This is a genomic window from Streptomyces sp. NPDC058665 (assembly GCF_042714995.1).
Lineage (GTDB): Bacteria > Actinomycetota > Actinomycetes > Streptomycetales > Streptomycetaceae > Streptomyces.
This window is the reverse complement of record NZ_JBHXRX010000011.1, coordinates 76,914-96,790: the sequence shown is the minus strand read 5'-3', so window position 1 is coordinate 96,790 and position 19,877 is coordinate 76,914. Positions and strand designations below refer to the sequence as shown.

At 68.7% G+C, this 19,877-nt stretch carries 18 protein-coding genes and 1 tRNA gene; 8 read left to right on the top strand and 11 right to left on the bottom strand.

The window, feature by feature from the left end:
- Position 1: 1 nt before the first annotated feature.
- A complete protein-coding gene (locus tag ACFWV8_RS09675) occupies positions 2-502 on the bottom strand; it encodes a DUF3830 family protein (protein WP_384199277.1) in 501 nt (166 codons plus the stop codon).
- A 172-nt stretch (positions 503-674) separates the two neighbouring features.
- Between ACFWV8_RS09675 and ehuB the strand changes: the two genes are divergently transcribed.
- From ehuB to ACFWV8_RS09650, 5 genes are all read left to right on the top strand, one after another.
- Positions 675-1,598, top strand: coding sequence for an ectoine/hydroxyectoine ABC transporter substrate-binding protein EhuB (ehuB, locus tag ACFWV8_RS09670; protein WP_384199275.1), 924 nt, complete (start codon positions 675-677; stop codon positions 1,596-1,598).
- Positions 1,595-2,341, top strand: coding sequence for an ectoine/hydroxyectoine ABC transporter permease subunit EhuC (ehuC, locus tag ACFWV8_RS09665; RefSeq protein ID WP_384199273.1), 747 nt, complete (start codon positions 1,595-1,597; stop codon positions 2,339-2,341). The genes ehuB and ehuC overlap by 4 nt, the downstream gene beginning before the upstream one ends.
- The gene (gene ehuD, locus ACFWV8_RS09660) at positions 2,338-2,988 is read left to right on the top strand and encodes an ectoine/hydroxyectoine ABC transporter permease subunit EhuD (protein ID WP_384199271.1); all 651 of its coding nucleotides are present in this window, start codon (positions 2,338-2,340) and stop codon (positions 2,986-2,988) included. The genes ehuC and ehuD overlap by 4 nt, the downstream gene beginning before the upstream one ends.
- Entirely contained in the window at positions 2,978-3,802 is an 825-nt protein-coding gene (ehuA, locus tag ACFWV8_RS09655; RefSeq protein ID WP_384199269.1) for an ectoine/hydroxyectoine ABC transporter ATP-binding protein EhuA, read from the top strand. Before ehuD ends, ehuA begins: the two co-directional genes overlap by 11 nt.
- A gap of 255 nt (positions 3,803-4,057) precedes the next feature.
- On the top strand, positions 4,058-4,816 hold the full coding sequence (locus ACFWV8_RS09650; protein WP_384199267.1) for an IclR family transcriptional regulator: 759 nt from the start codon (positions 4,058-4,060) through the stop codon (positions 4,814-4,816).
- Positions 4,817-4,977: 161 nt separating this feature from the next.
- Here the strand turns inward: ACFWV8_RS09650 and ACFWV8_RS09645 are convergent, their stop codons facing one another.
- From ACFWV8_RS09645 to ACFWV8_RS09635, 3 genes are all read right to left on the bottom strand, one after another.
- Positions 4,978-5,571: a lytic polysaccharide monooxygenase gene (locus tag ACFWV8_RS09645; RefSeq protein WP_384199265.1), complete on the bottom strand. Its 594-nt coding sequence runs from the start codon at positions 5,569-5,571 to the stop codon at positions 4,978-4,980.
- Between the two features lie 154 nt (positions 5,572-5,725).
- Positions 5,726-7,735 carry an SPFH domain-containing protein gene (locus ACFWV8_RS09640; protein ID WP_384199263.1) on the bottom strand — a complete coding sequence of 670 codons (2,010 nt, stop codon included), beginning with the start codon at positions 7,733-7,735 and terminating at the stop codon, positions 5,726-5,728.
- 15 nt (positions 7,736-7,750) lie between these two features.
- Positions 7,751-9,097 carry a peptidoglycan-binding protein gene (locus tag ACFWV8_RS09635; RefSeq protein ID WP_384199261.1) on the bottom strand — a complete coding sequence of 449 codons (1,347 nt, stop codon included), beginning with the start codon at positions 9,095-9,097 and terminating at the stop codon, positions 7,751-7,753.
- Between the two features lie 180 nt (positions 9,098-9,277).
- Between ACFWV8_RS09635 and ACFWV8_RS09630 the strand changes: the two genes are divergently transcribed.
- The 3 genes from ACFWV8_RS09630 to ACFWV8_RS09620 all read left to right on the top strand — a co-directional run bounded on the left by ACFWV8_RS09630 (position 9,278) and on the right by ACFWV8_RS09620 (position 13,654).
- Positions 9,278-9,351 (top strand) — tRNA-Lys (locus ACFWV8_RS09630).
- A 428-nt stretch (positions 9,352-9,779) separates the two neighbouring features.
- The gene (locus ACFWV8_RS09625; protein ID WP_384199259.1) at positions 9,780-11,705 is read left to right on the top strand and encodes a glycosyltransferase family 2 protein; all 1,926 of its coding nucleotides are present in this window, start codon (positions 9,780-9,782) and stop codon (positions 11,703-11,705) included.
- The gene (locus ACFWV8_RS09620; protein ID WP_384199257.1) at positions 11,702-13,654 is read left to right on the top strand and encodes a galactose oxidase-like domain-containing protein; all 1,953 of its coding nucleotides are present in this window, start codon (positions 11,702-11,704) and stop codon (positions 13,652-13,654) included. The genes ACFWV8_RS09625 and ACFWV8_RS09620 overlap by 4 nt, the downstream gene beginning before the upstream one ends.
- 53 nt (positions 13,655-13,707) lie before the next feature.
- Here ACFWV8_RS09620 and ACFWV8_RS09615 read toward each other — a convergent pair whose 3' ends face one another.
- From ACFWV8_RS09615 to ACFWV8_RS09585, 7 genes are all read right to left on the bottom strand, one after another.
- Positions 13,708-14,727, bottom strand: a complete 1,020-nt coding sequence (locus ACFWV8_RS09615) for a glycoside hydrolase family 6 protein (protein WP_384199255.1) — start codon at positions 14,725-14,727, stop codon at positions 13,708-13,710.
- Positions 14,728-14,839: 112 nt separating this feature from the next.
- On the bottom strand, positions 14,840-15,529 hold the full coding sequence (locus ACFWV8_RS09610) for a class F sortase (RefSeq protein ID WP_384199253.1): 690 nt from the start codon (positions 15,527-15,529) through the stop codon (positions 14,840-14,842).
- Positions 15,530-15,547: 18 nt separating this feature from the next.
- Complete coding sequence (locus ACFWV8_RS09605; RefSeq protein ID WP_384199251.1) at positions 15,548-16,507, bottom strand: hypothetical protein; 960 nt, start codon at positions 16,505-16,507, stop codon at positions 15,548-15,550.
- Between the two features lie 113 nt (positions 16,508-16,620).
- Positions 16,621-17,400 carry an HAD-IIA family hydrolase gene (locus ACFWV8_RS09600; protein ID WP_384199249.1) on the bottom strand — a complete coding sequence of 260 codons (780 nt, stop codon included), beginning with the start codon at positions 17,398-17,400 and terminating at the stop codon, positions 16,621-16,623.
- A 136-nt stretch (positions 17,401-17,536) separates the two neighbouring features.
- Positions 17,537-18,634, bottom strand: coding sequence for a 2-aminoethylphosphonate ABC transporter substrate-binding protein (locus ACFWV8_RS09595; RefSeq protein ID WP_384199248.1), 1,098 nt, complete (start codon positions 18,632-18,634; stop codon positions 17,537-17,539).
- Between the two features lie 260 nt (positions 18,635-18,894).
- On the bottom strand, positions 18,895-19,395 hold the full coding sequence (locus ACFWV8_RS09590) for a hypothetical protein (protein ID WP_384199246.1): 501 nt from the start codon (positions 19,393-19,395) through the stop codon (positions 18,895-18,897).
- 252 nt (positions 19,396-19,647) lie between these two features.
- Positions 19,648-19,839 (bottom strand): hypothetical protein, encoded by a 192-nt coding sequence (locus tag ACFWV8_RS09585; RefSeq protein WP_384199244.1) that lies wholly within the window; start codon positions 19,837-19,839, stop codon positions 19,648-19,650.
- Between the last annotated feature and the right edge of the window lie 38 nt (positions 19,840-19,877).

Genomic DNA, 19,877 nt, shown 5'->3' with positions numbered 1-19,877 from the left:
CTCAGACCCGGCGGAAGTTGAGCGTCTCCCCCGTCGCGCCCGCGCGCCACAGGTCCTGGCACGCCTCCGCCATCTCGTCCAGCCCCTCGACCACCGAGCCCCAGACGATGCCGGGGATCCACCCCGTATCGCCGTTGATCAGCAGGTTGTTGCGCTCGTAGAACAGCGCGAGGTCGACGACGGTACGGCGGCCCCGGTGGGCGGCCTGCTCCTCGTACCCGTACGACGTGGTGCCCAGCACCGTGTCCGAGAAGGTGAAATAGCACAGGTCGCCCGGGATGGGGGTGACCGTCGGGTTCTCCAGCGGCGGCTCCTCGGCCGCGAACCCGGGCATCAGCGCGTAGATCTCGTTGCGGGCGTACTTGGCGTGGTAGACGTCACCCCCCAGCGGCAGCGCGTCCCACACCGCGGCGCAGGTGATCGGGGCCAGTTCGTCGAGGAGCTTGGCGGTGCAGCGCACTCCGCGCTTGTCCAGGGAGACTTCGATGAAGCGCTCGCTCATTGGTCTTCGCGCCCTTCTCGTCGGTTCGGTACAGCCGGTGTCCGGCCATGAATACCCGCCCCGGCCGCGCGAATGCCGGGCCGGACGGACCCGCCTCCCCGCGGGTAACGATAGGCATATCGGTCCGAAAATGATCCGCATACCCTCGGACGATCCGGGTAGCCGCGCGCCTATGGCTCCACTAAAGGGGAACAACACACGAAGCACAGGAAGCGGGCTCCGGCGCCGTTCGCTGCTCGCGGGTGCCGCGGCACTCGGTGTCGCGGGGGCCGTCGGAGCCACCAGCGGATGCAGCCGCGTGGCCACCGCCGACGCCGGGGACGGGGGAACCCTCCTGGACCAGCTGCGCGCCAAGGGCACGGTGCGTCTCGGGCTGGCCGGTGAGCAGCCGTACAGCTACATCGGCAAGGACGGCGAGATGACGGGCTCGGCCCCGGCGATCGCGTCGCGCATTTTCAAGGAGCTGGGCGTGGACAATGTCCAGCCCTTCGCCACCGAGTTCGGTTCGCTGATCACCGGACTGAACTCGCTCCAGTTCGATGTGGTCGCCGCCGGGATGTACATCAACCCGGAACGCTGTGAACAGGTGATCTTCGCCGACCCCGAATACCAGATGCTCGACGCGTTCATCGTGCCGAAGGGGAATCCGAAGAATCTGAACAGCTACAAGGACATCGCCGAGGCCGGCGCCAGAATGGCGACGGGCGTCGGTTACGCGGAGATCGGTTACGCGGAGGAGGCCGGGGTCAAGAGCATCACGACCCTGCCCGACCAGCTGGCCGGACTTCTCGCCGTCGAGCAGGGCCGCGTCGATGTCTTCGCCGGCACGGCGGTCACGGTGTTCAACGTCATCGAGGAGACCGAGAGCACGAAGGCCGAGGCGACCAAGGAGGTCACACCGATCGTGGACGGCAAGCCCGTCATCGACGTCGGCGGCTTCGCCTTCCGCTCACCGGAGACCAACCTCCGTGACTCCTTCAACCGCGAGCTGCACAAGCTCAAGAAGAGCGGTGAACTCCTGGAGATCATGCGGCCCTTCGGCTTCACGAAGGACCAGATGACGACCATCACCGCCAAGGAGAAGTGCGCGCCATGAGCGAAATGACCTGGGGTCTCTGGGAAATACTCCTCAAGGGCGTGTGGATCACCGTCCAGCTGACCGTCTTCAGCGCCGCTCTGGCCGCCGTGGTGTCGCTGGTCGTCGGACTCGCCCGCTCCCACCGGCTGTGGATCGTGCGCTTCGTGTCCGGGGCGTACTTCGAGATATTCCGCGGCACGTCCGCGCTGATCCTGATGTTCTGGATCTTCTTCGTGCTCCCGCTGGGCTTCGGCTGGCAGCTCGTCCCGCTGTGGGCGGCGACGCTGGCGCTCGGGCTCACCTACGGGGCGTACGGCTCCGAGGTCGTCCGGGGCGCGGTGCGGGCCGTGGCTCCCGCCCAGCGCGAGGCGGGGATCGCGCTGAGCTTCACGCCCGCGCAGCAGTTGCGGAAGATCATCCTGCCGCAGGCCTGGCCGGAGATGATCCCGCCGTTCAACAACCTCCTGATCGAGCTCCTCAAGGGCACGGCACTGGTCTCCGTCATGGGCGTGGCCGACATCGCCTTCGGCGCGTCACTGGTGCGTAACGCGACGGGTGAGAGCGCCCCCGTCTACACGGTCATCCTGCTGATGTATTTCGTGCTCGCCTTTGTCCTCACGCGCGGGATGCGCGTCCTCGAACGGCAGGCGAAGGCCGGGATCGGGCAACGCCCGGAGAAGAGGTCCCGGCCGCTCGGCCGGAAGATCGAGCTCCCCCGGCAGGACGCCACCCCCGCGACCGCCGGAGGTGAGGGCCGATGAACTGGGACTGGTCCGCGGTCGGCGACTTCATGCCGATGTTCTGGGACGGCCTGTTCGTCACGCTCCAGGCACTGGTCCTGGGCGCGCTGCTCGCGTTCGCGCTCGGTCTCGTGTGGGCCATGGCCCAACGGTCGAGCCTGGCGGTGGTGCGCTGGCCGGTGAACGTCATCACCGAGTTCGTCCGCAACACCCCGCTGCTGGTGCAGCTGTTCTTCCTCTTCTACGTGCTCCCCGAGTGGGGTCTCACGCTCAGCGCGATGGTCACCGGTGTGGTCGGCCTGGGCCTGCACTACTCGACGTACACCGCCGAGGTCTACCGCGCCGGTATCGACGGCGTCCCGGTCGGCCAATGGGAGGCGGCCACGGCGCTCAGCCTGCCGAGGTCACGCACCTGGGGCGCGGTGATCCTGCCCCAGGCGATCCGGCGCGTCGTGCCCGCGCTGGGCAACTACGTCATCGCGATGCTGAAGGACACTCCGATGCTGTTCGTCATCGGAGTACTGGAAATGCTGGGCGAGGCACGCCAGTTCGCCTCCCAGACCTTCCTGACGGTCGAGGTCTTCACCGTCGTGGGTGTGGCCTTCATCGTCATCTCCTATCCGGCATCCCTTCTCATGCGAGCATTGGAGCGTCGCCTTGTCCGCTGACAGCACTCCCCTCAACACCTCGAAGGAAACGGCCAATCCCGTCGCCGACGGCAGCGAGCTGATCCGCTTCGACAAGGTCACCAAGCGCTTCGGGGCCAACACGGTCCTGGACTCACTGGACTTCACCGTCAACTCCGGCAAGCACGTGACGCTGATCGGCGCCTCCGGATCGGGCAAGACCACGATCCTCAGACTCCTGATGACGCTGATCAAGCCGGAGGAGGGCACCATCAAGGTGGCCGGCGACTACCTCACGCACGAGGAGAAGGACGGCAGGCTCGTCCCCGCCGGCGACCGCCATGTCCGTGAGGTGCGCAAGAAGATAGGCATGGTCTTCCAGCAGTTCAACCTCTTCCCGAACATGAAGGTGCTGCGGAACGTCACCGAGGCGCCGGTGCATGTGCTCGGTCTCTCTCCCGACGAGGCCGAGGAGCGGGCGCGCGGTCTGCTCGATCTGGTGGGGCTCGGGGACCGCTGCGACGCGTACCCGAGTCAGCTCTCGGGCGGACAGCAGCAGCGGGTGGCCATCGCGCGGGCGCTCGCGATGCGGCCGCAGGTCCTGCTCCTGGACGAGGTCACGTCCGCGCTCGACCCGGAACTGGTCGCGGGGGTCCTCGACGTACTGAGGGACATCGCTCACACGACGGACATCACGATGCTGTGCGTGACGCACGAGATGAACTTCGCGCGGGACATATCCGACGACGTACTGATGTTCGACGAAGGCCATGTCATCGAGTCGGGGCCGCCGGAGAAGATCTTCAGCGAACCGGAGCACGAGCGCACGAGGGAGTTCCTGAGCGCGGTGCTGTAGGGCGTACGCCCGGCGCGTTCACGCAGGCGACGGGCGCGCCGAATTCGGGGGAACCCGGTCCGATCAAGCGGACCGGATTCCCCCGTTTTCCCGGTCTCGCGAACGAAGGTTGTGACGCTGGCATATGCCCATGCGATACGCCCCAGCTGGGCGGGCCGGACGGGCTGTGATTCTGCTCAACAGCCGCCCCGGAAAGGGCTCTTGACGGTTATCGTGGTAAGGAAGCTTGCGGTCACAACCTGCTAGGGGGAAACCGTGGCGCTGAAGCCGGAGCCGACCGCGCCGTTCCACTCGGTGCAATACGTCCTGCGCGTCCTCGAAACGGTTTCCAACCACACCGGTGGTGTCACCGACGCCCAGATCGCCCGCGAGACGGGCCTGCCGACCGGCCATCTCGCCCCGCTGCTGGCGATGTTGCGCCGCGAGGGCTATGTGGAGCAGCTCGCGGACGGGGCGTACGTGGTGGGGGACTCGCTGGTGCTGCTCGGCTCCGGCGCCACCCGCGAGGAAGCCCTGGAGTCCAAGCTCCAGGACACGCTCCGCGAGCTGCGCGACTCGGTCGGGGCGGCGGTCTACATCAGCCGGTACATCGACGGCGAGGTCAAGATCACGCAGATCGCCGACGGCCCTGACGCGCCCGCGGTCAACGAGTGGGTGGACTTCCGCTCGGCGGCGCACGCGAGCGCCGTCGGCAAGTGCCTGCTGACCCAGCTCGACCAGAACAGCCGCCGGGACCATCTCTCCCGGCACAAGATCGCGCGTCTCACCTCACGGACCATCACCAGCGAGCGGGTGCTGTTCTCCAAGCTGGACAGCCAGCCGCCGACGGTGCCGATACTGGATCTCCAGGAGTACGCGGTGGGCACGGTCTGCGCGGCGGTGCCGCTGACGGCGGGCTCGTCGGTCGGCTGTCTGGCGCTGTCGATGCCGATCGAGCACGCGCACCGGCTGCGCTCGGCGGCGGACACGCTCAACAGGGGCGCGGCCCCGGTGGTGCTCTCGCTGGCCATCTAGGACGTCCGGTCCGGACCGTCGGACAGACCGCCGGACCGGACCGCCGCGGGCGGAGTGCGGCACACACCCCATGTACGACGGCCCGGCCCGTCAGCGATGAAGCAGACCCTCGCCGGTCACATGCTGATGGATGCCGATCGGATGGATCTCGATCGGGTGGATCAGAACCTGACGTCCGAGCAGGCGTAGAACGCGTTGGACGTGTCCGCGACGTTCCAGACCGCCAGGACGATGTGCTTGCCGGTCTTCCCGGCCGGCATCGTGCCCTGGTGGACGAGCGTGGCCGGCGGCTGCATGTTGTTGTACGGCACGGTCATGAACGGCTGGGGGTCGAGGGCCGCGCGGGTGAGCGGCTGGTTCGGGTCCCATCCGTTCTTGGTGATGTAGTACCGGAAGTCGGACGTGGAGTGCCGGGCGGTGAACTGCCAGCGGAAGCTGTAGGACTGCCCGCCCGAGACGCTGGTGGCGGGCCAGTCGCCGCCACGCGGGTCGTCGAGCTGCGCGAACTGGCCGTTGCCGCCCGCGCAGATCTTTCCGTCGTCGGGACCCGCGGCCGGGAAGCCCTTCGGGCCCTCGACACTCTGCGGCTCCCACTGGATGTTTCCGCATCCGGTGACGGTGCCGTTCTGGCACAGCTTCTGACGGCTGATCGGTGAGTCGGTGTAGCCGTGACTGGTCGCGCTGCCGGTGGCGAGCAGGGACACGCCCGCCACCGCGAGACCGAGTATCGCGGCGCTGATTCTCTTCTTTCGCATGCTCTCGCTCCAGGGACCGTGGGGATGCCGGTGGTGCGGTGACTCCTGACTGCGCAATCAGGTCTAGACCAAGGCTCAGGGTAGAGACGGCACGTGACCGTGTCCATAACAGAGCCAAGAAAGGTCCAGACCAATCCCCAGGGGTTGGAGGCGGTCAGCTCCCCTCGTTCAGACCGTGCCTGCCGGTGTAGAAGGCCACGGTCAGATCCTTCACGAGGACCTTGCGCTCGTAGTCGTCCAGCTCCACGAGCCCCCGCGACGTCAGCCGGTGCACCGTGTCGTCCACCGCGTCCACCACCGACGTCAGCACGGTGTCCCGGTGTCTGGCGTCGATCGCCGCGATCCGGCTGCGCTGCATGGCCGCCGAGATCTCCGGGGCGTACTCGATCCGGGTCGGCTGCGCCGAGAAGATGTCCAGCCCGACGGGCCGGCACTCGGCCGAGAGCATCCGGGTCAGCGCCTCGCCCACCAACTCGGCGTTACGCAGCGTCGGCGCGGTCTCGTTGAACGCGTCGGCGGGCAGCTGCGAGAGCACGCGCGCCATCGCCGCCTCGACCTGCTCGCGCAGATACTCCTCGTGGTCGCGCACCCCGAGCGCCGCCCGGACGGTGTCCCTGACCCGCCAGACCACCAGGACCACGACCCGCAGCGCCGTACCGTTCGCGTCGACCGCGGGCATCGGCTCGCTGCGCCAGTGCCGCAGCCGAACGTCGACGCGGCGGCGCAGCAGGAGCGGGCTGACCCAGAGAAGTCCCGTACGGCGCACGCTCCCCCGGTACTCACCGAAGAGCGTCAGCACCCACGCGTGCCCGACCCGGCCGCGGCCGAGCCCGCCGAAGGCGAAGAGCGTGAGCATCACGGCGAGGGCGAGCAGGGCCCACATACCGATGCCGATGCCGTTATAAGGATTCGAGCCCAGCCCGAACATCTCCGTCAGCGCCTCGGGCACCGCCCCGACCCACCAGAGCACCGTCAGACAGCTGAACAGCCCGGCCACCCCGGCGAGCGCCGCCGTCCAGCCGGGCAGCGTGGGGCCGGGCCGCTCGACCAGCTTCGTGTCCACCGGTGTCGCGGGCCGCGAGGCCGCGGCGGGGGCCAGCACGGGCGGCGCGGGCGGAGTGGCGACGGCGGGTCCGCGCCGGAGCTGCGGACGTCCGGCCGTCGGGGCACTCGCCACCCCCTCTTCGCGGAAGAGGAGATGGACGGGGATCTCGTGGGTGGCCTCGCCGACGATGAGCGGGCTCCCGCGCCGGCTGTCGAAGGTGAGGGCCGCCCGCGTGGGGACGACGGAGCCGGACCCGGTCGGCACGGTGACGTTCCACACGGGCGCGGGGATCCCGCTCGATACGCCGGGCGATACACCGGGTCCGGGATCTGACGGATCGTCATCAATACTTGCCGCGACCGCCGCTTCGTCCCCATCGCCCCCGTCGTCCGGCCACGGGGCGTCGGTCTCGGGCACCTCCGCGTAGAGGTCCGGCTCGGGCTCGGCCGCCACTTGGGGGCGCTCCTCCGTCTCCGGCATCGACGCCGGCTCGGCGTACGCGGCAGGGGCGGCCGAGTTGGCCTCGGCCACCGGTGGCTCCAGGACATCGACCGCCACGGCCTGCGGCTCGGCCGGGGACTCCGTGGCCGCCGTGAACAGCGAGGTGCCCGACTCCACCGGCAGCTCCACCGACACGAACTCCGGCTGCCGCTCCCGGTCTCTCTCGGCCGACGCCCACTCCACGATGTCCGCGACCTCGGGCGCCGTACCGCCGTAGCAGGCCTCCGGCCCGTCCGCGAAGCCGTGTTCAGGCTCGGGCTCGGGCTCCGCGACACGCTCCGGCTCCGCGGGCGCTTTCGCGAACAGGTCCGCGCGCTCCGGCGTGACCATCGGCCCCGGCGGCTCCCCCTCGTGCGGTGGATCGGGCTCGGCCGGCGGCGCGGTCAACAGGCGTACGTTCTGGTGCCAGCCGGTCTCGCTCCAGCCGGCCGGGGCGACAGCCGCGACAGCCGCGGGCGCCGCCGGGACCTCGGCCTCCGCGTGCTGCTCAGGTTCCACGGGCTCCGCCGGCTCCACCGGCCCTCGTGCCGTCAGCGCGTTGCGTGCCGCCAGCCGGAGCGCCTGGGCCCCGCGCAGCAGCTGCCCGTCACCGTTCGGTTGCGATGTCTGTGTGGTCATCCTTGCCTCCGTCTTTCATGCGAAGAGTCGTCGCCAAGTCTCGGGGCCGGGGTACCCGTCGGCCGCGCTGCCGCGCCAGCCCTGCGCCCGTTGGAAGGCTTCGACGTTGCGCCGGTCGGCCTCGCCCCACCGCGGGCCGGGGCCGGTGACGTAATGGCTGCCGTAGCCGCGCTTCACCAGCCGCTTGCCGAGTTGGGTGACGTACTCGCCGGACCGCCCCGGCCGGAACTGCCCCTTGCCGGGGTACGCGGGCCGCGCACTCGTACCGCCGGGGCGGGTCGCCCGCTTCGCCGGGATGTTCTTGCCGATCCCGTCCGTCAGATAACGCCAGGTGTCCGGCCCCGGCAGCCCGTCGGCCTCCGCGCCCCGCCAGCCCTGCGCCCGCTGGAAGGCTTCGGTGGCGCGCCGGTCCGACTCGCTCCAGCGGGGGCCGGGACCGACGGAGTAGAAGCGTGCGCCGCCCCGGGCGACGAGCATCCGGCCGAGCTCGGTGACGTGCGCGCCGTCGGCCCCTGGCCCGAACGACTTCGCACCGGGGAAGGCCGTCGGCTTCGCCGTCTCCGGCGTGCTGCCGCTGTTTCCTCCGGTCACGCCTTTGTAGCGGTACGCCACGTAACTCGCCGAATTGTTCCAGTACGCCATGGGCGTGGCCTGCGCCCGCGTGGCCGGCTTCGTCTGCTCGTACGCGAGGTAGTAGGAGTGCGTGTAGTCGGTCCAGCCGCCGAAGATCGTCACGTGCGACCCCTTGGTGGGATCGGACGAGTTGTGGAACAGCAGCATGTCACCGGGCTGGAGTTCCTCCCTGGCGATACGGGTGCCGAAGCGGGACAGGCTGCCCGTCCACTCGTTGCCTTCCAGGTTCCAGGCCATGGAGACATAGCCGGAGCAGTCCTGGCGGTAGCCGTCGGACCAGTACTTCGTCATCGAGTAGGGGACCTTCGCGTTCACCCACCGCTTGGCGCGGTTGATGATGTCGGCGCGGCTGGTCGCGCGCAGCCCCTCGACCGAGTGGTTGGACGAAGGCCCGGCCGACGGCGGCCCGTACAGCGGGCCGCGTACGCCCTGCGGGGTCTCCGGATCCGGCTCGGCCACCGCCGCGGCGCCCGCCCGTCCGGTGCCGAGCGCGGCACCGGGCGCGGGCCCGCCGGTGTCCGCGTCGGCCTCACCCGCGCCCACGCCCGTGGCGGCGAGGGCGACTCCGGCCGCGGTGACGAGGACCAGGGCGCGGCGCGCGCCGTGGGCGGCGGGGTGGCCGCCCGCGCGCAGGGGCAGGCCCCGGGCCAGCAGGCGGCGCCGCTCGGCGCAACCGCCACAGGGGCAGTCACCAGCGGGTTCGTACTCCTCGAAGACCGGTGCGGTCATGCGATCCCCTCCACACTCGACAAGGTGCTGTGCGGTGTTGCACGGGTGCCAGGCCCAACAATCCTGACTAATCGCATTTTGACGGATCAAAGGTAAAAAACGACCATCCGACAGGCCACATCGCTCATCAAATGGTTGGGAGCACTCCGGAGCGTCGGGTAGAGTTCTCCAGGTCAGCAGGCGCCGCTAGCTCAGTTGGTTAGAGCAGCTGACTCTTAATCAGCGGGTCCGGGGTTCGAGTCCCTGGCGGCGCACGCACGGCCGAGGCCCCCTCGCATTTACGCGAGGGGGCCTCGCTCGTTCCCCGATTTCGCACCGCGAGCAGGGATCGCCTTCGCGGGAACTTCACAGTCCGGCCACAGCTCCACCTCCAGCAAGCCTTCAATCAGGGCATATGACGCGCAAGTAGTATCTTTCTTCCTTGCGATCATGGCTGGGGTCGTAGAACCTATCCTGAAGCCGACGGGTCCAAAGAGGCACGCGTTCACAGCAGTTGGGGCAGCCGAAGAATTTGCTCCGGTTTGCATACCGAGTGGGGTGGGGGTCCCCGCTCAGGGGCCGATGTCGCAAACGGCGTCATGCAACCGGATAGGTCCCGATGCGTGTCTGTACTCACGGTGGTGCGCGACCCGACGAACCGACCGACCAATCACGCACCAGCATGCGTGCGGGGGGATGACTGATGACGTCGACGCCGAACGGCGAGCGGCCGAACAACGACGCTTCCCGGACCACCCAGCTCCGGGTCCCCTCTCAGCTCAGGAACGCCAGGGCCCGGTTCCGGCCCAAGGCCGAACTGCCCAAGTACGACTACGAGCACTACAGCCGGCTCGCCGGGCCGCTCACCCAGCCCGCCCCGGACAAGCCGTACAAGGTGCAGTACCGCTCACTGCTCTCGCAGGAGCCGCACCGGATCCGCGCCGCCCTGCTGCTCGGCGCCGCCCCGCTGCTCTCCCTCGGTCTCTTCGCCTGGCTGATGCAGCCTCAGCACTGGACCGAGCGCGACCCGAACCTGAAGAACGACACGCTGCTCATCCTCGACATCGTGATGCTCGTGTCCATCGGACTGATCGAGCTGTTCCGCACGATGAACGTGCTCTCCAACGCGCACGCGACACTGGTGGCGCGTGACCCCGTCCCCGTCGTGCCCGCGAGCGGCACCCGCGTCGCCTTCCTCACCTCCTTCGTGCCGGGCAAGGAGCCCCTCGAAATGGTGACGAAGACACTGGAGGCCGCGGTCAAGATCCGGCACCGCGGGCTGATGCACGTCTGGCTCCTCGACGAGGGCGACGACCCGGCCGTCAAGGAGGTCTGCGCCCGTCTCGGTGTGCACCACTTCTCGCGCAAGGGCGTCGCGAAGTGGAATCAGACGAAGGGCGCGCACCGCGCCAAGACCAAGCACGGGAACTACAACGCCTGGCTCGACGCGCACGGCGACGACTACGACTTCTTCGCCTCCGTCGACACCGACCATGTCCCGATGGCCAACTACCTCGAGCGGATGCTCGGTTACTTCCGCGACCCGGATGTCGGCTTCGTCATCGGCCCGCAGGTCTACGGCAACTACGACACGTTCGTCACGAAGGCCGCCGAGTCGCAGCAGTTCCTCTTCCACGCCCTGATCCAGCGCGCGGGCAACCGCTACGGCTCGCCCATGTTCGTCGGCACGAGCAACGCCGTACGGATCTCGGCGCTCAAGCAGATCGGCGGGCTGTACGACTCGATCACCGAGGACATGGCGACGGGCTTCGAGATGCACCGCGCCAGGAACCCGCAGACGGGCAACAAGTGGCGCTCCGTGTACACCCCGGACGTGCTCGCCGTCGGTGAAGGCCCCACCGCCTGGACGGACTTCTTCACCCAGCAGCTGCGCTGGTCGCGCGGGACGTACGAGACGATCCTCAAGCAGTACTGGCGGGGCTTCACCACACTGCCGCCCGGCAAGCTCTTCAACTACACGATGATGATCATCTTCTACCCGATGTCGGCGCTCAACTGGATCCTGGCGGCGCTGAGTTGCGCGCTGTTCCTGGGCATGGGCGCCTCGGGTGTGCAGATCGACCCGGCGATCTGGATGATGCTGTACGGCAACGCGTCGGCCCTCCAGATCGGCCTCTACATCTGGAACCGGCGGCACAACGTCTCGCCGCACGAGCCCGAGGGGTCCGGCGGTCTGGCCGGCATGGCGATGTCCGCGCTCTCCGCGCCCGTCTACGCGCGCTCGCTGCTCGACGCCGTCCTGCGCCGCAAGAGCAGCTTCGTGGTGACGCCGAAGGGCGACTCGTCCAGCCCGGACACGCTGTTCGGGACGTTCCGGATCCATCTGTTCTTCATTCTCGTCTTCGCCGGTTCGCTGGTCTCGTCCTTCTTCCTCGGGCACGATCATCCGGCGATGATCACCTGGGCGACGCTGGCGACCCTGATCACGGCCGCGCCGATCATCGTCTGGCGACTGGGGATGCGCGCGGAGAAGAAGAAGCGCGGAAAGCACGGGTCGCACCGGGGCCGCGGGAACACACCTCCGCCGGCCCCTCGGACCTCGCAGCGGACGCCGCCCGGAGCCGTCGACCAGACCATACAGATATCCCTTGGGGGACCTAAGCAATGAGTGCGCTTCCCGTCCGGCCGAACCACCGCAGGAACCGCGCCCGTCGCCTCGCGATAGGCGCGGCGGTGGTTGTCGTGGTGGCCGGGATGAACGGGCCTGCGATGTGGCGGTTCGGTTCGGAGCAGTACCACGATTACAAGATCAACCGGCCCGATTACAAGGCCGAGAACGGTCATTGGGACTTTCTCGACATCCCGTCCAAGTACAAGATCAATTCAATTCACGCTTCGCTGCTGCACACCGGCAAGGTGCTGCTGATAGCCGGGTCGGGAAACAACCAGAAGAACTTCGACGCGAACAAGTTCGAGTCCGTCCTCTGGGACCCGGCGACCAACGACTTCAAGATGATCCCGACGCCCAAGGACATGTTCTGCTCCGGGCACACCCAACTGCCAGACGGCAAGCTCCTGGTGGCCGGCGGCACCAAGCGGTACGAGAAGCTCAAGGGCGACACCACCAAGGCCGGCGGTCTGATGGTGGTCCACAACGAGGACCCCGACAAGCCGATGACGCTGCCGGCGGGCACGATGTTCACCGGCAAGAAGAACGGCAAGACCTTCGAGTCCAAGGACCCGGTCCTGGTCGAGAAGGCGAAGAAGATATTCGACCCGGCGACCGGCGCCTTTCTGCGGACCGAGCCCGGTCTCGGCCGTATCTACGTCGAGGCCGCGAAGTCCGGTAAGAAATACGAGACCGGCACCGAGGACAACTACCGGGTGCAGGGCATGAAGGGCTCCGACGCCCGCAATGTCTATGGCATCGCGCAGAAGCTCGCGCTCGACAAGAAGGACTTCCAAGGCATCAAGGACGCCTTCGAGTTCGACCCGGTCGCCGAGAAGTACATCAAAGTGGACCCGATGAACGAGGCCCGCTGGTATCCGACGCTCACGACGCTGGAGGACGGCAAGGTCCTCGCGCTGTCGGGCCTGGACGAGATCGGGCAGATCGTCCCCGGCAAGGACGAGATCTACGACCCGGAGACCAAGGAGTGGGAGTACACCGGCATCATCCGGAAGTTCCCCACGTACCCGGCGATCTTCCTGATGGACAACGGCAAGCTCTTCTACAGCGGCTCCAACGCCGGTTACGGCCCCGCCGACGTCGGCCGCAAGCCCGGTATCTGGGACCTGGAGACCAACAAGTTCAAGAACATCCCGGGGCTGAGCGACGCGGACACGATGGAGACGTCGGCGACCGTCATGCTGCCGCCCGCGCAGGACCAGAGATTCATGGTCATCGGTGGCGGTGGCGTCGGCGAGTCCGAGAAGTCCAGTGAGAAGTCCCGGCTGGTCGATCTCAAGGAGGACAAGCCGGAGTTCAAGGACGGCGCCGCGCTCGACAAGGGCACCCGCTACCCCAGCGCGTCGCTGATGCCGGACGACACGGTCCTGGTGACGGGCGGCGCCCAGGACTACCGGGGCCGCGGCGGCTCCAACATCCTCGAAGCGCGTACGTACGACCCGAAGTCGGGCGAGTACACGCGCGTCGCCGACCCCCAGGTCGGGCGCAACTACCACTCGGGCTCGGTCCTGCTGCCCGACGGCCGCGTCATGATCTTCGGCTCCGACTCGCTCTACGCCGACAAGGCGAACACCAAGCCGGGCGTCTTCGATCAGCGGATCGAGATCTACACCCCGCCGTATCTCTTCCGGGACTCGAAGCCGGAGCTGACCGACGGACCGAAGCGGATCGACCACGGTGACTCGGGGACCTTCAAGACGAAGGACGCCGCCTCGCTCACGTCCGCGAAGCTGATGCGGCCGAGCGCCGTCACGCATGTCACCGATGTCGAACAGCGGTCCATCGCACTGGACATGGAGAAGACGGCGGACGGAATCAAGGTGACGGTGCCGAAGAACCGGGCGCTGGTGCCGGCCGGCTGGTACATGCTCTTCGTGACGGACGACAAGGGCACCCCGTCCGAGGGCGTGTGGGTCGAGGTGCCGTAGACCTGGGCGGGCCCGTACGCGTACCGGCCCGCCTCACGCTCCTGCCGGCGCTTCTACTTGGCGTTGCGCGCCAGCTCCAGCGCGTACTCCGGGTACCAGTCGCCGGCCTTGGGCCCGCCCTTGCAGTCGCCGTCCGACTCCCCCGGGCGCTTGACCCACAGATACGCCTTCACCAGCGGGTCGCCGGTCTTCGTGGTCGGCGGCTCGCCGAGCGCGCGGCCCGGCGGGTTGCACCAGTTCTCGGCCGGATCGCCTGCCGTGTAAGGGCCGTTGCCGTTACGGCTGGTGTCGATCACGAACGGCTTGCCGCCGACCTTCGCCGACAGCTTCTTGCCGAACTCCTGGCTCAGGTCGGTCGGGAAGAAGTTGGATACGTTGACCGAGAACCCGTCCGCCTTGTCGACGCCCGCCCGCTGGAGCGGCTCGAAGAGCGCGTCGGGCGACTGCCAGCCCGCGTTGCCCGCGTCCACGTAGACCGTGGTGGCCGGCTGCTGCTTGAGCCGTTCGACGGCGCCCTTCAGCAGGTCGAAACGCTCCTCGTGGAACTCCTGGGGCGTGCACCCGTCCACCAGGTGCAGCAGCGCGTCGGGCTCCAGGACGACCGTGGCCCGCCGGTCGCCGATGCCCTTGGCGACCTTGTCGACCCACTCCCGGTACGCGTTGCCGTCGGAGGCGCCGCCCTTCGAGAACTGGCCGCAGTCACGGTGCGGGACGTTGTAGAGGACCAGCAGCGCGTCCCGGTCGGCCTTGGCGGCGGCCTCGGTGAAACCGCGGGCCTCCTCCTCGGGGCTGTCCGGGCCGATCCACTCGCCGACGGGCTGCGAGGCGATCTTCTTGATGAGGTCGGCGTTCTTGTCGTCGCCGTCCTTCGTGTAGTCGGCGACCTGCTTGGCCGCGTTGCCGTCGGGGTTGACCCAGTACGGATCGGTCGCCTTGGGCTGCTGGCTCGTCGCCGGGTTCTTCTCGCCCTTGTCCTCGCCGTCGGACGAGCAGCCCGCGATGAGCAGAGCCGCCCCCGTGGCCGCCGCGCACGCTGTCACTCGAAGACCGCGGCCGGAATTGCTGCCGTACATCCACTCCCCCTCGGTGCCCGTCCAAGCCATCCTGGCACACGGGCCGGGGCCGTAACGGAGCCTCTTCGGCTTCGTGTGCGAGCTGTGACAGCGGGGTCCCGGTGACACCGGATCAGCCATGGCGAGGTGCCTCTTTCACATCGGTGAGGTACGCCGAGACGACGACGTTCGCCGTGTACGTACGGCTCTCGCGGTCGAAGGTCCCGCCGCAGGTGATCAGTCGCAGTTCGGCGCGGTCCGGCTCGTGCGGGCCGTACACCTTCCGCGCGTCGAACTTCTCCCGGCTGTAGACGCGTACGTCGTCGATCGTGAACTCGGCGATCGAGCCGTCGGCCCGGGTCACCCGGATCTTCTCGCCCGGCCGGGTGGCGCTCAGGTCGTAGAAGACGGCGGGTTCGGTGCGGGTGTCGACGTGGCCGACGAAGAGCGCGGTACCCGTGGCGCCGGGCCGGGCGCCGCCGCCGTACCAGCCGACGGTCTCCGGGAGTTCGTACGGCGGCGGCTCGACAGCCCCCGCGGAGTCGAGGCCACGGGATACGACGGGTGCCTTTATGCCGACGGAGGGAACCTCGATACGGCGCGGTTCGGCGGGCTGTCGCGGGTCGCGGGCCGGTGGTGGCCGCTCCTCCATCGGGCGGCCCACGGCGGCGACGTCACCGGTCATGGGCGCGGAGGCGCCGACGATGCCGTCGTGGCCCCAGCCCCAGAGGCCGAGCAGCAGCACGGCCCAGGCCACCCCGGTCAGCAGTCGGCCCGATCCGCTCGGGCGGTCGGTGGTCGGCGCCTCGGCCTTGTCACCCATGTCAGCCGTCTCCGCCTCTCAGTCGGAGTCCCGCGCGGCGGAACGTCTCCGGCGCGCACTGCGGATCGCCACGGCCACGGCGGCGACGCCGGCGAGGACGAGACCGATCACGGCGTGGGGGGTGCTGGGGCCGGCCTCGTCCCCGGCGAGAACCGTGCTCGTCCTGCCGCCACCGCCGGCGCGCACCGGCGCGACGGGCGAGGCCTGCCGCTCGCTCGGGTGGGGCTGGGGCTGGGCGGACCGGGGCGTCCAGGGTGCCGGGGACTGCCGGCCGTTCTGGAGGGGCGCGGGCATCAGGTTCCGCGGCGGCGGGGCGGACGCCGAATGGGTCTTTCCCTCGGGCTTCGGCCGGTCCGGGTTGGCCCCCTCGGACTTCTCGGCCTTCTCGGGTAGGGACGCCTCGGGTATGGCCTTCTCGGACTTCGGGGAGGACTGCGGCTTGGCGGAGGTCTTCGCCGAGGTTTTGGCCGAGGGCTTGGCGGGCGGCTTGCTCGAAGCCTTGGTGGACGGCTTGGCGGACGGCTTGGGCTTGGGCTTCGCCGAGTCCTTCGGAGACGCTTTCGCGGACGCCCTCGGTGAGGGCTTCTTCGAAGACTTCGGCTTCGCGTCGCGGTCCACCCTGAAGGCCGCCGCACCGCGGTGATCGTGCCCGTCGCACCAGACGTCGACTTTGTACTTGCCGTCCTTGGTCGAGGACTTGATCTTCGCCTCCCCGAGCAGCGTCGGCTTCTCGTCGTCGCCCTTGCGGGCCGCGAGTTCGGAGTCGGCGACGAAGACATCGGACCGGGCGGCGACCGAGCGCGGGTTCGCACAGCCCGTGACCTTGAGCTTCACCTCACCGCCAGGGCGGACGTCCGACGGGCTGACCGTCGCGTTCACGGAGTCGTGGGCGTCGGCGGCGGTGGTGCCGAGGACGGGGACCGCCACCATGGCGGCCACCAGCCCGGCGGCACGGAGAGCGAGCAAGCCTGAACGCATCGTGAACCTCCTGATGAAGGAAGCCTCACGCGTCCCGCCGTATCTCGCATCCGCAGCGCGCGCCGGAAAGTCCGACACGCGGCTGCGACCTGCGGTTATTCAGCCAGATCCGGTCAGATCAGATCCACCAGATCGGCGATCGAGTCGACGATCGTGGACGGCCGGAACGGATAGCGGTCAATGTCCGCCGGCTTTGTCAGACCGGTCAGCACCAGGAAGGTCTCCATCCCCGCCTCAAGACCGGCCAGGACGTCGGTGTCCATCCGGTCGCCGATCATCGCGCTGGTCTCGGAGTGCGCCCCGATGGCGTTCAGCCCGGTGCGCATCATCAGCGGGTTCGGCTTGCCCGCGAAGTACGGTGCCTTGCCGGTCGCCTTGGTGATCAGCGCGGCGACGGAACCGGCGGCGGGCAGCGGTCCGTCGGCCGACGGACCCGTCTCGTCGGGGTTGGTGCAGATGAACCGCGCGCCGTCGTTGATCAGCCGGATCGCCTTGGTGAGGGATTCGAAGCTGTACGTACGGGTCTCCCCGAGCACCACGTAGTCGGGTTCCTGGTCGGTGAGGATGTAGCCGATGTCGTGCAGCGCGGTGGTGAGGCCGGCTTCGCCGATGACGTACGCCGTACCGCCGGGGCGCTGGGCGTCGAGGAACTTGGCGGTCGCCAGCGCCGAGGTCCAGATGTTGTCCACGGGCACGGCGAGCCCCATCCGGGCGAGCCGCGCCTGTAGGTCGCGCGGGGTGTAGATGGAGTTGTTGGTGAGGACGAGGAAGGGCTTGCCCGAGTCCCGCAGGCGCTTGACGAAGCCGTCGGCGCCGGGGATGGGGATGCCTTCGTGGACGAGAACACCGTCCATGTCGGTGAGCCAGGAATCGATCGGCTTGCGCTCTGACATGTGACGGACTCCTGCCGTACGCAGTCTGCTGGTGGGGCCGACGGCACTGCTCCGTACCGCTCGGCCTCCCCAGCCTAATCAGCTTCCGATGATCTTGACTCGTGGAGGGCTCGGCCGTGCGTGGCCGGTGGCTCCCTCAGTGGCCCGTGGCTTCCTTCCAGGAGTCCACGTATCCGTCGAGGCTGGGCTCGATGCGCTGCCAGTTGGGCTCGAAGAGCGAGACGCCGTCGATCACCCGGGCCAGTTCGATGGCGTTCTCGTCGGTGGGTCTGACGTCCGTACGCGCGGGGAAGCCGCCGCCGATGCCGCTGACCTGCTTCTGCGCCTTCTCGGTCAGCAGATAGTCGAGCAGCTTCTTGCCGTTCGCGCTGTGCGGGGCGCCGTCCACCAGGCCCGCCCCGTAGTACATGGCGAACGTGGTCGGCTTGCCGCCCTCCTTCGCCGGGAACCAGATGGCGAGGTTCGACATGCTCTTGGACTGCGCGAAGTTCGTCTGGACGTCGCCGTTCGCGACGAGGATCTCGCCCTTGTCGACCTTGGCCGCGAGCTTGAAGGTGGAGGGGGTGGGGCCGACGTTGTTCTCTTCGAGCTTCCGCAGATAGTCCATCGCCGGGGCTTCGCCGCCGAAGTCCTGCATCGCCTTGATGAGAAGGCCGGTGCCGTCGCCGGCGACTCCGGGGGTGGAGTACTGGATCTTGTCCTTGTACTTGGTGTCCAGCAGCTCCTCCCAGGTCGTCGGAGGGTCCGTCAGTTCCTTCTTGTTGTATATGAAGCCGAAGTAGTTGTTGACTATGGATGTCCACCGGTCGTCCGAGGACTTCACCGAACCGTGCACCTTGTCGGAGCCCTTCGGGTCGTACGACGCCAACAGCCCCTTCCGCTCCGCGTGTTGGATGTACGGCGGCAGAGCGATCAGGAGATCGGCGCGGGGTTTGTCCTTCTCGCGCAGGGCCCGGTCCACCATCTCGCCGGAACCGGCCTCCTGGTACTTCACCTTGATGCCGGTCTCCTTCTCGAACTCGGCGAAGACCTTGTCGTACCAGCCGTCGTCCGCGACGCCCTTGAGCCCGTCGGCGCTGTAGACCGTGACGACCTTCTCCTCCGAGGCACCGGAGCCGCCGCCGCACCCGGCGAGCGAGGCGGTGAGGACGAGGCTCCCGGCGACCGCGGTCAGGGGAATGAAGGAGGTGCGACAGCTTCTGGAGGGGTGGACGGTACGGGAGTTGGGGGGCATGACGGCTCGTATCTCCTAGCGGGAGGTGGCACGGGGCGGGGCCGGGCGCGTCCCGTACAGCTGTGCACGAACACGTCGGCTCACCACCCCGTAGATCACATAGGGACCCGCGGAAACAGCGATGTCGAGGGCCACGCACGCGACTTCGTGGGTCGCGGGGGTGACCGGACTCCGGAATCGCTTCGTTCAGGCCCAGGACGACGACGAGATTACCGTCCGACGGGCCGCCTGACAGCGTGCGTGCACGGATCGAGACAGGGTCAGGAGCGGTTGCGGGCGCGGCGGAGGCCGAAGAGCAGGGCGCCACCGGAGAGTACGAGCAGTACGGCGCCGATCGCGGGGCCGCGGAGGGAGCCGGAGCCGGTGTCGGCGAGGGAGCCGATGCCGAGGGGGAGGGAGGATTTCTCGCCTGGGCTCGGGGAGTTGGGGGCGGGGGCCCGGGTGGTGGTGGGGGTCGTGTGGGGGGCGGCCGAGCCGGGGTCGGCGTCCGCTTCGGCGTCCGTGGTGGCGTCCGTGTCGGGGTCGCCGTTCGCATCGCCCACGGAGAAGCGGTAGTCGTTCGACTCCCCCACCCAGTCGCCGTCACCGCCGCGCCGCTGCACGGTGGCCGCGTTCGCCACGATCCTGTTGGCGTCGGCCGCTGCCGTGAAGGCCAGCTTCGCCCGTACGGTGACGGTCCCCCCTGCCGGGACGGCGAAGCCGGAGAAGCCGCCTTCGAGAACGGCGATCGTCTCGTCCTCGTCCGACTTCTCCAGCGACATGGTCCGCCAACGGCCCTTGTCGTCGGTGAGTTGGAGCCGGACCTGGTTCTCGGCGAGGGACCGGTGCCGGTCGCTGAGGACGATGACCGGGTGGATGTTGTGGCAGGCCTCGTCGGTGCTGTTGGTGAGATCGATGGACCAGACTCCGGGCGGGCCGCCGGGGCGGTACGCGTCGGGGCCGCCGTGGATACGGGTGTCGATGGGGAAGTCCGGGTCGGACGCCTTGCCGCAGGTCGGCTGCCGGTCCGCCTTCTAGGGGCCATCGCCTGATTCGTCGTCCGTCTCGGCCACGACTGCGGTCGTCGCGTTCGCCGTCGTCGCGTTCGCGGTCGCCGTCGTCGCGGGCAGCGCGGTGGGCACGATCGTGCCGACGGTGACACCGACAGCTCCGGTGGCGCCGAGGATTCCGGTGACGAGGGCGGGGCGCAGTCGCGTGGATCGCATGGATCGCATGGCGGGGACCTTTGCTGATCGCGAAGGGG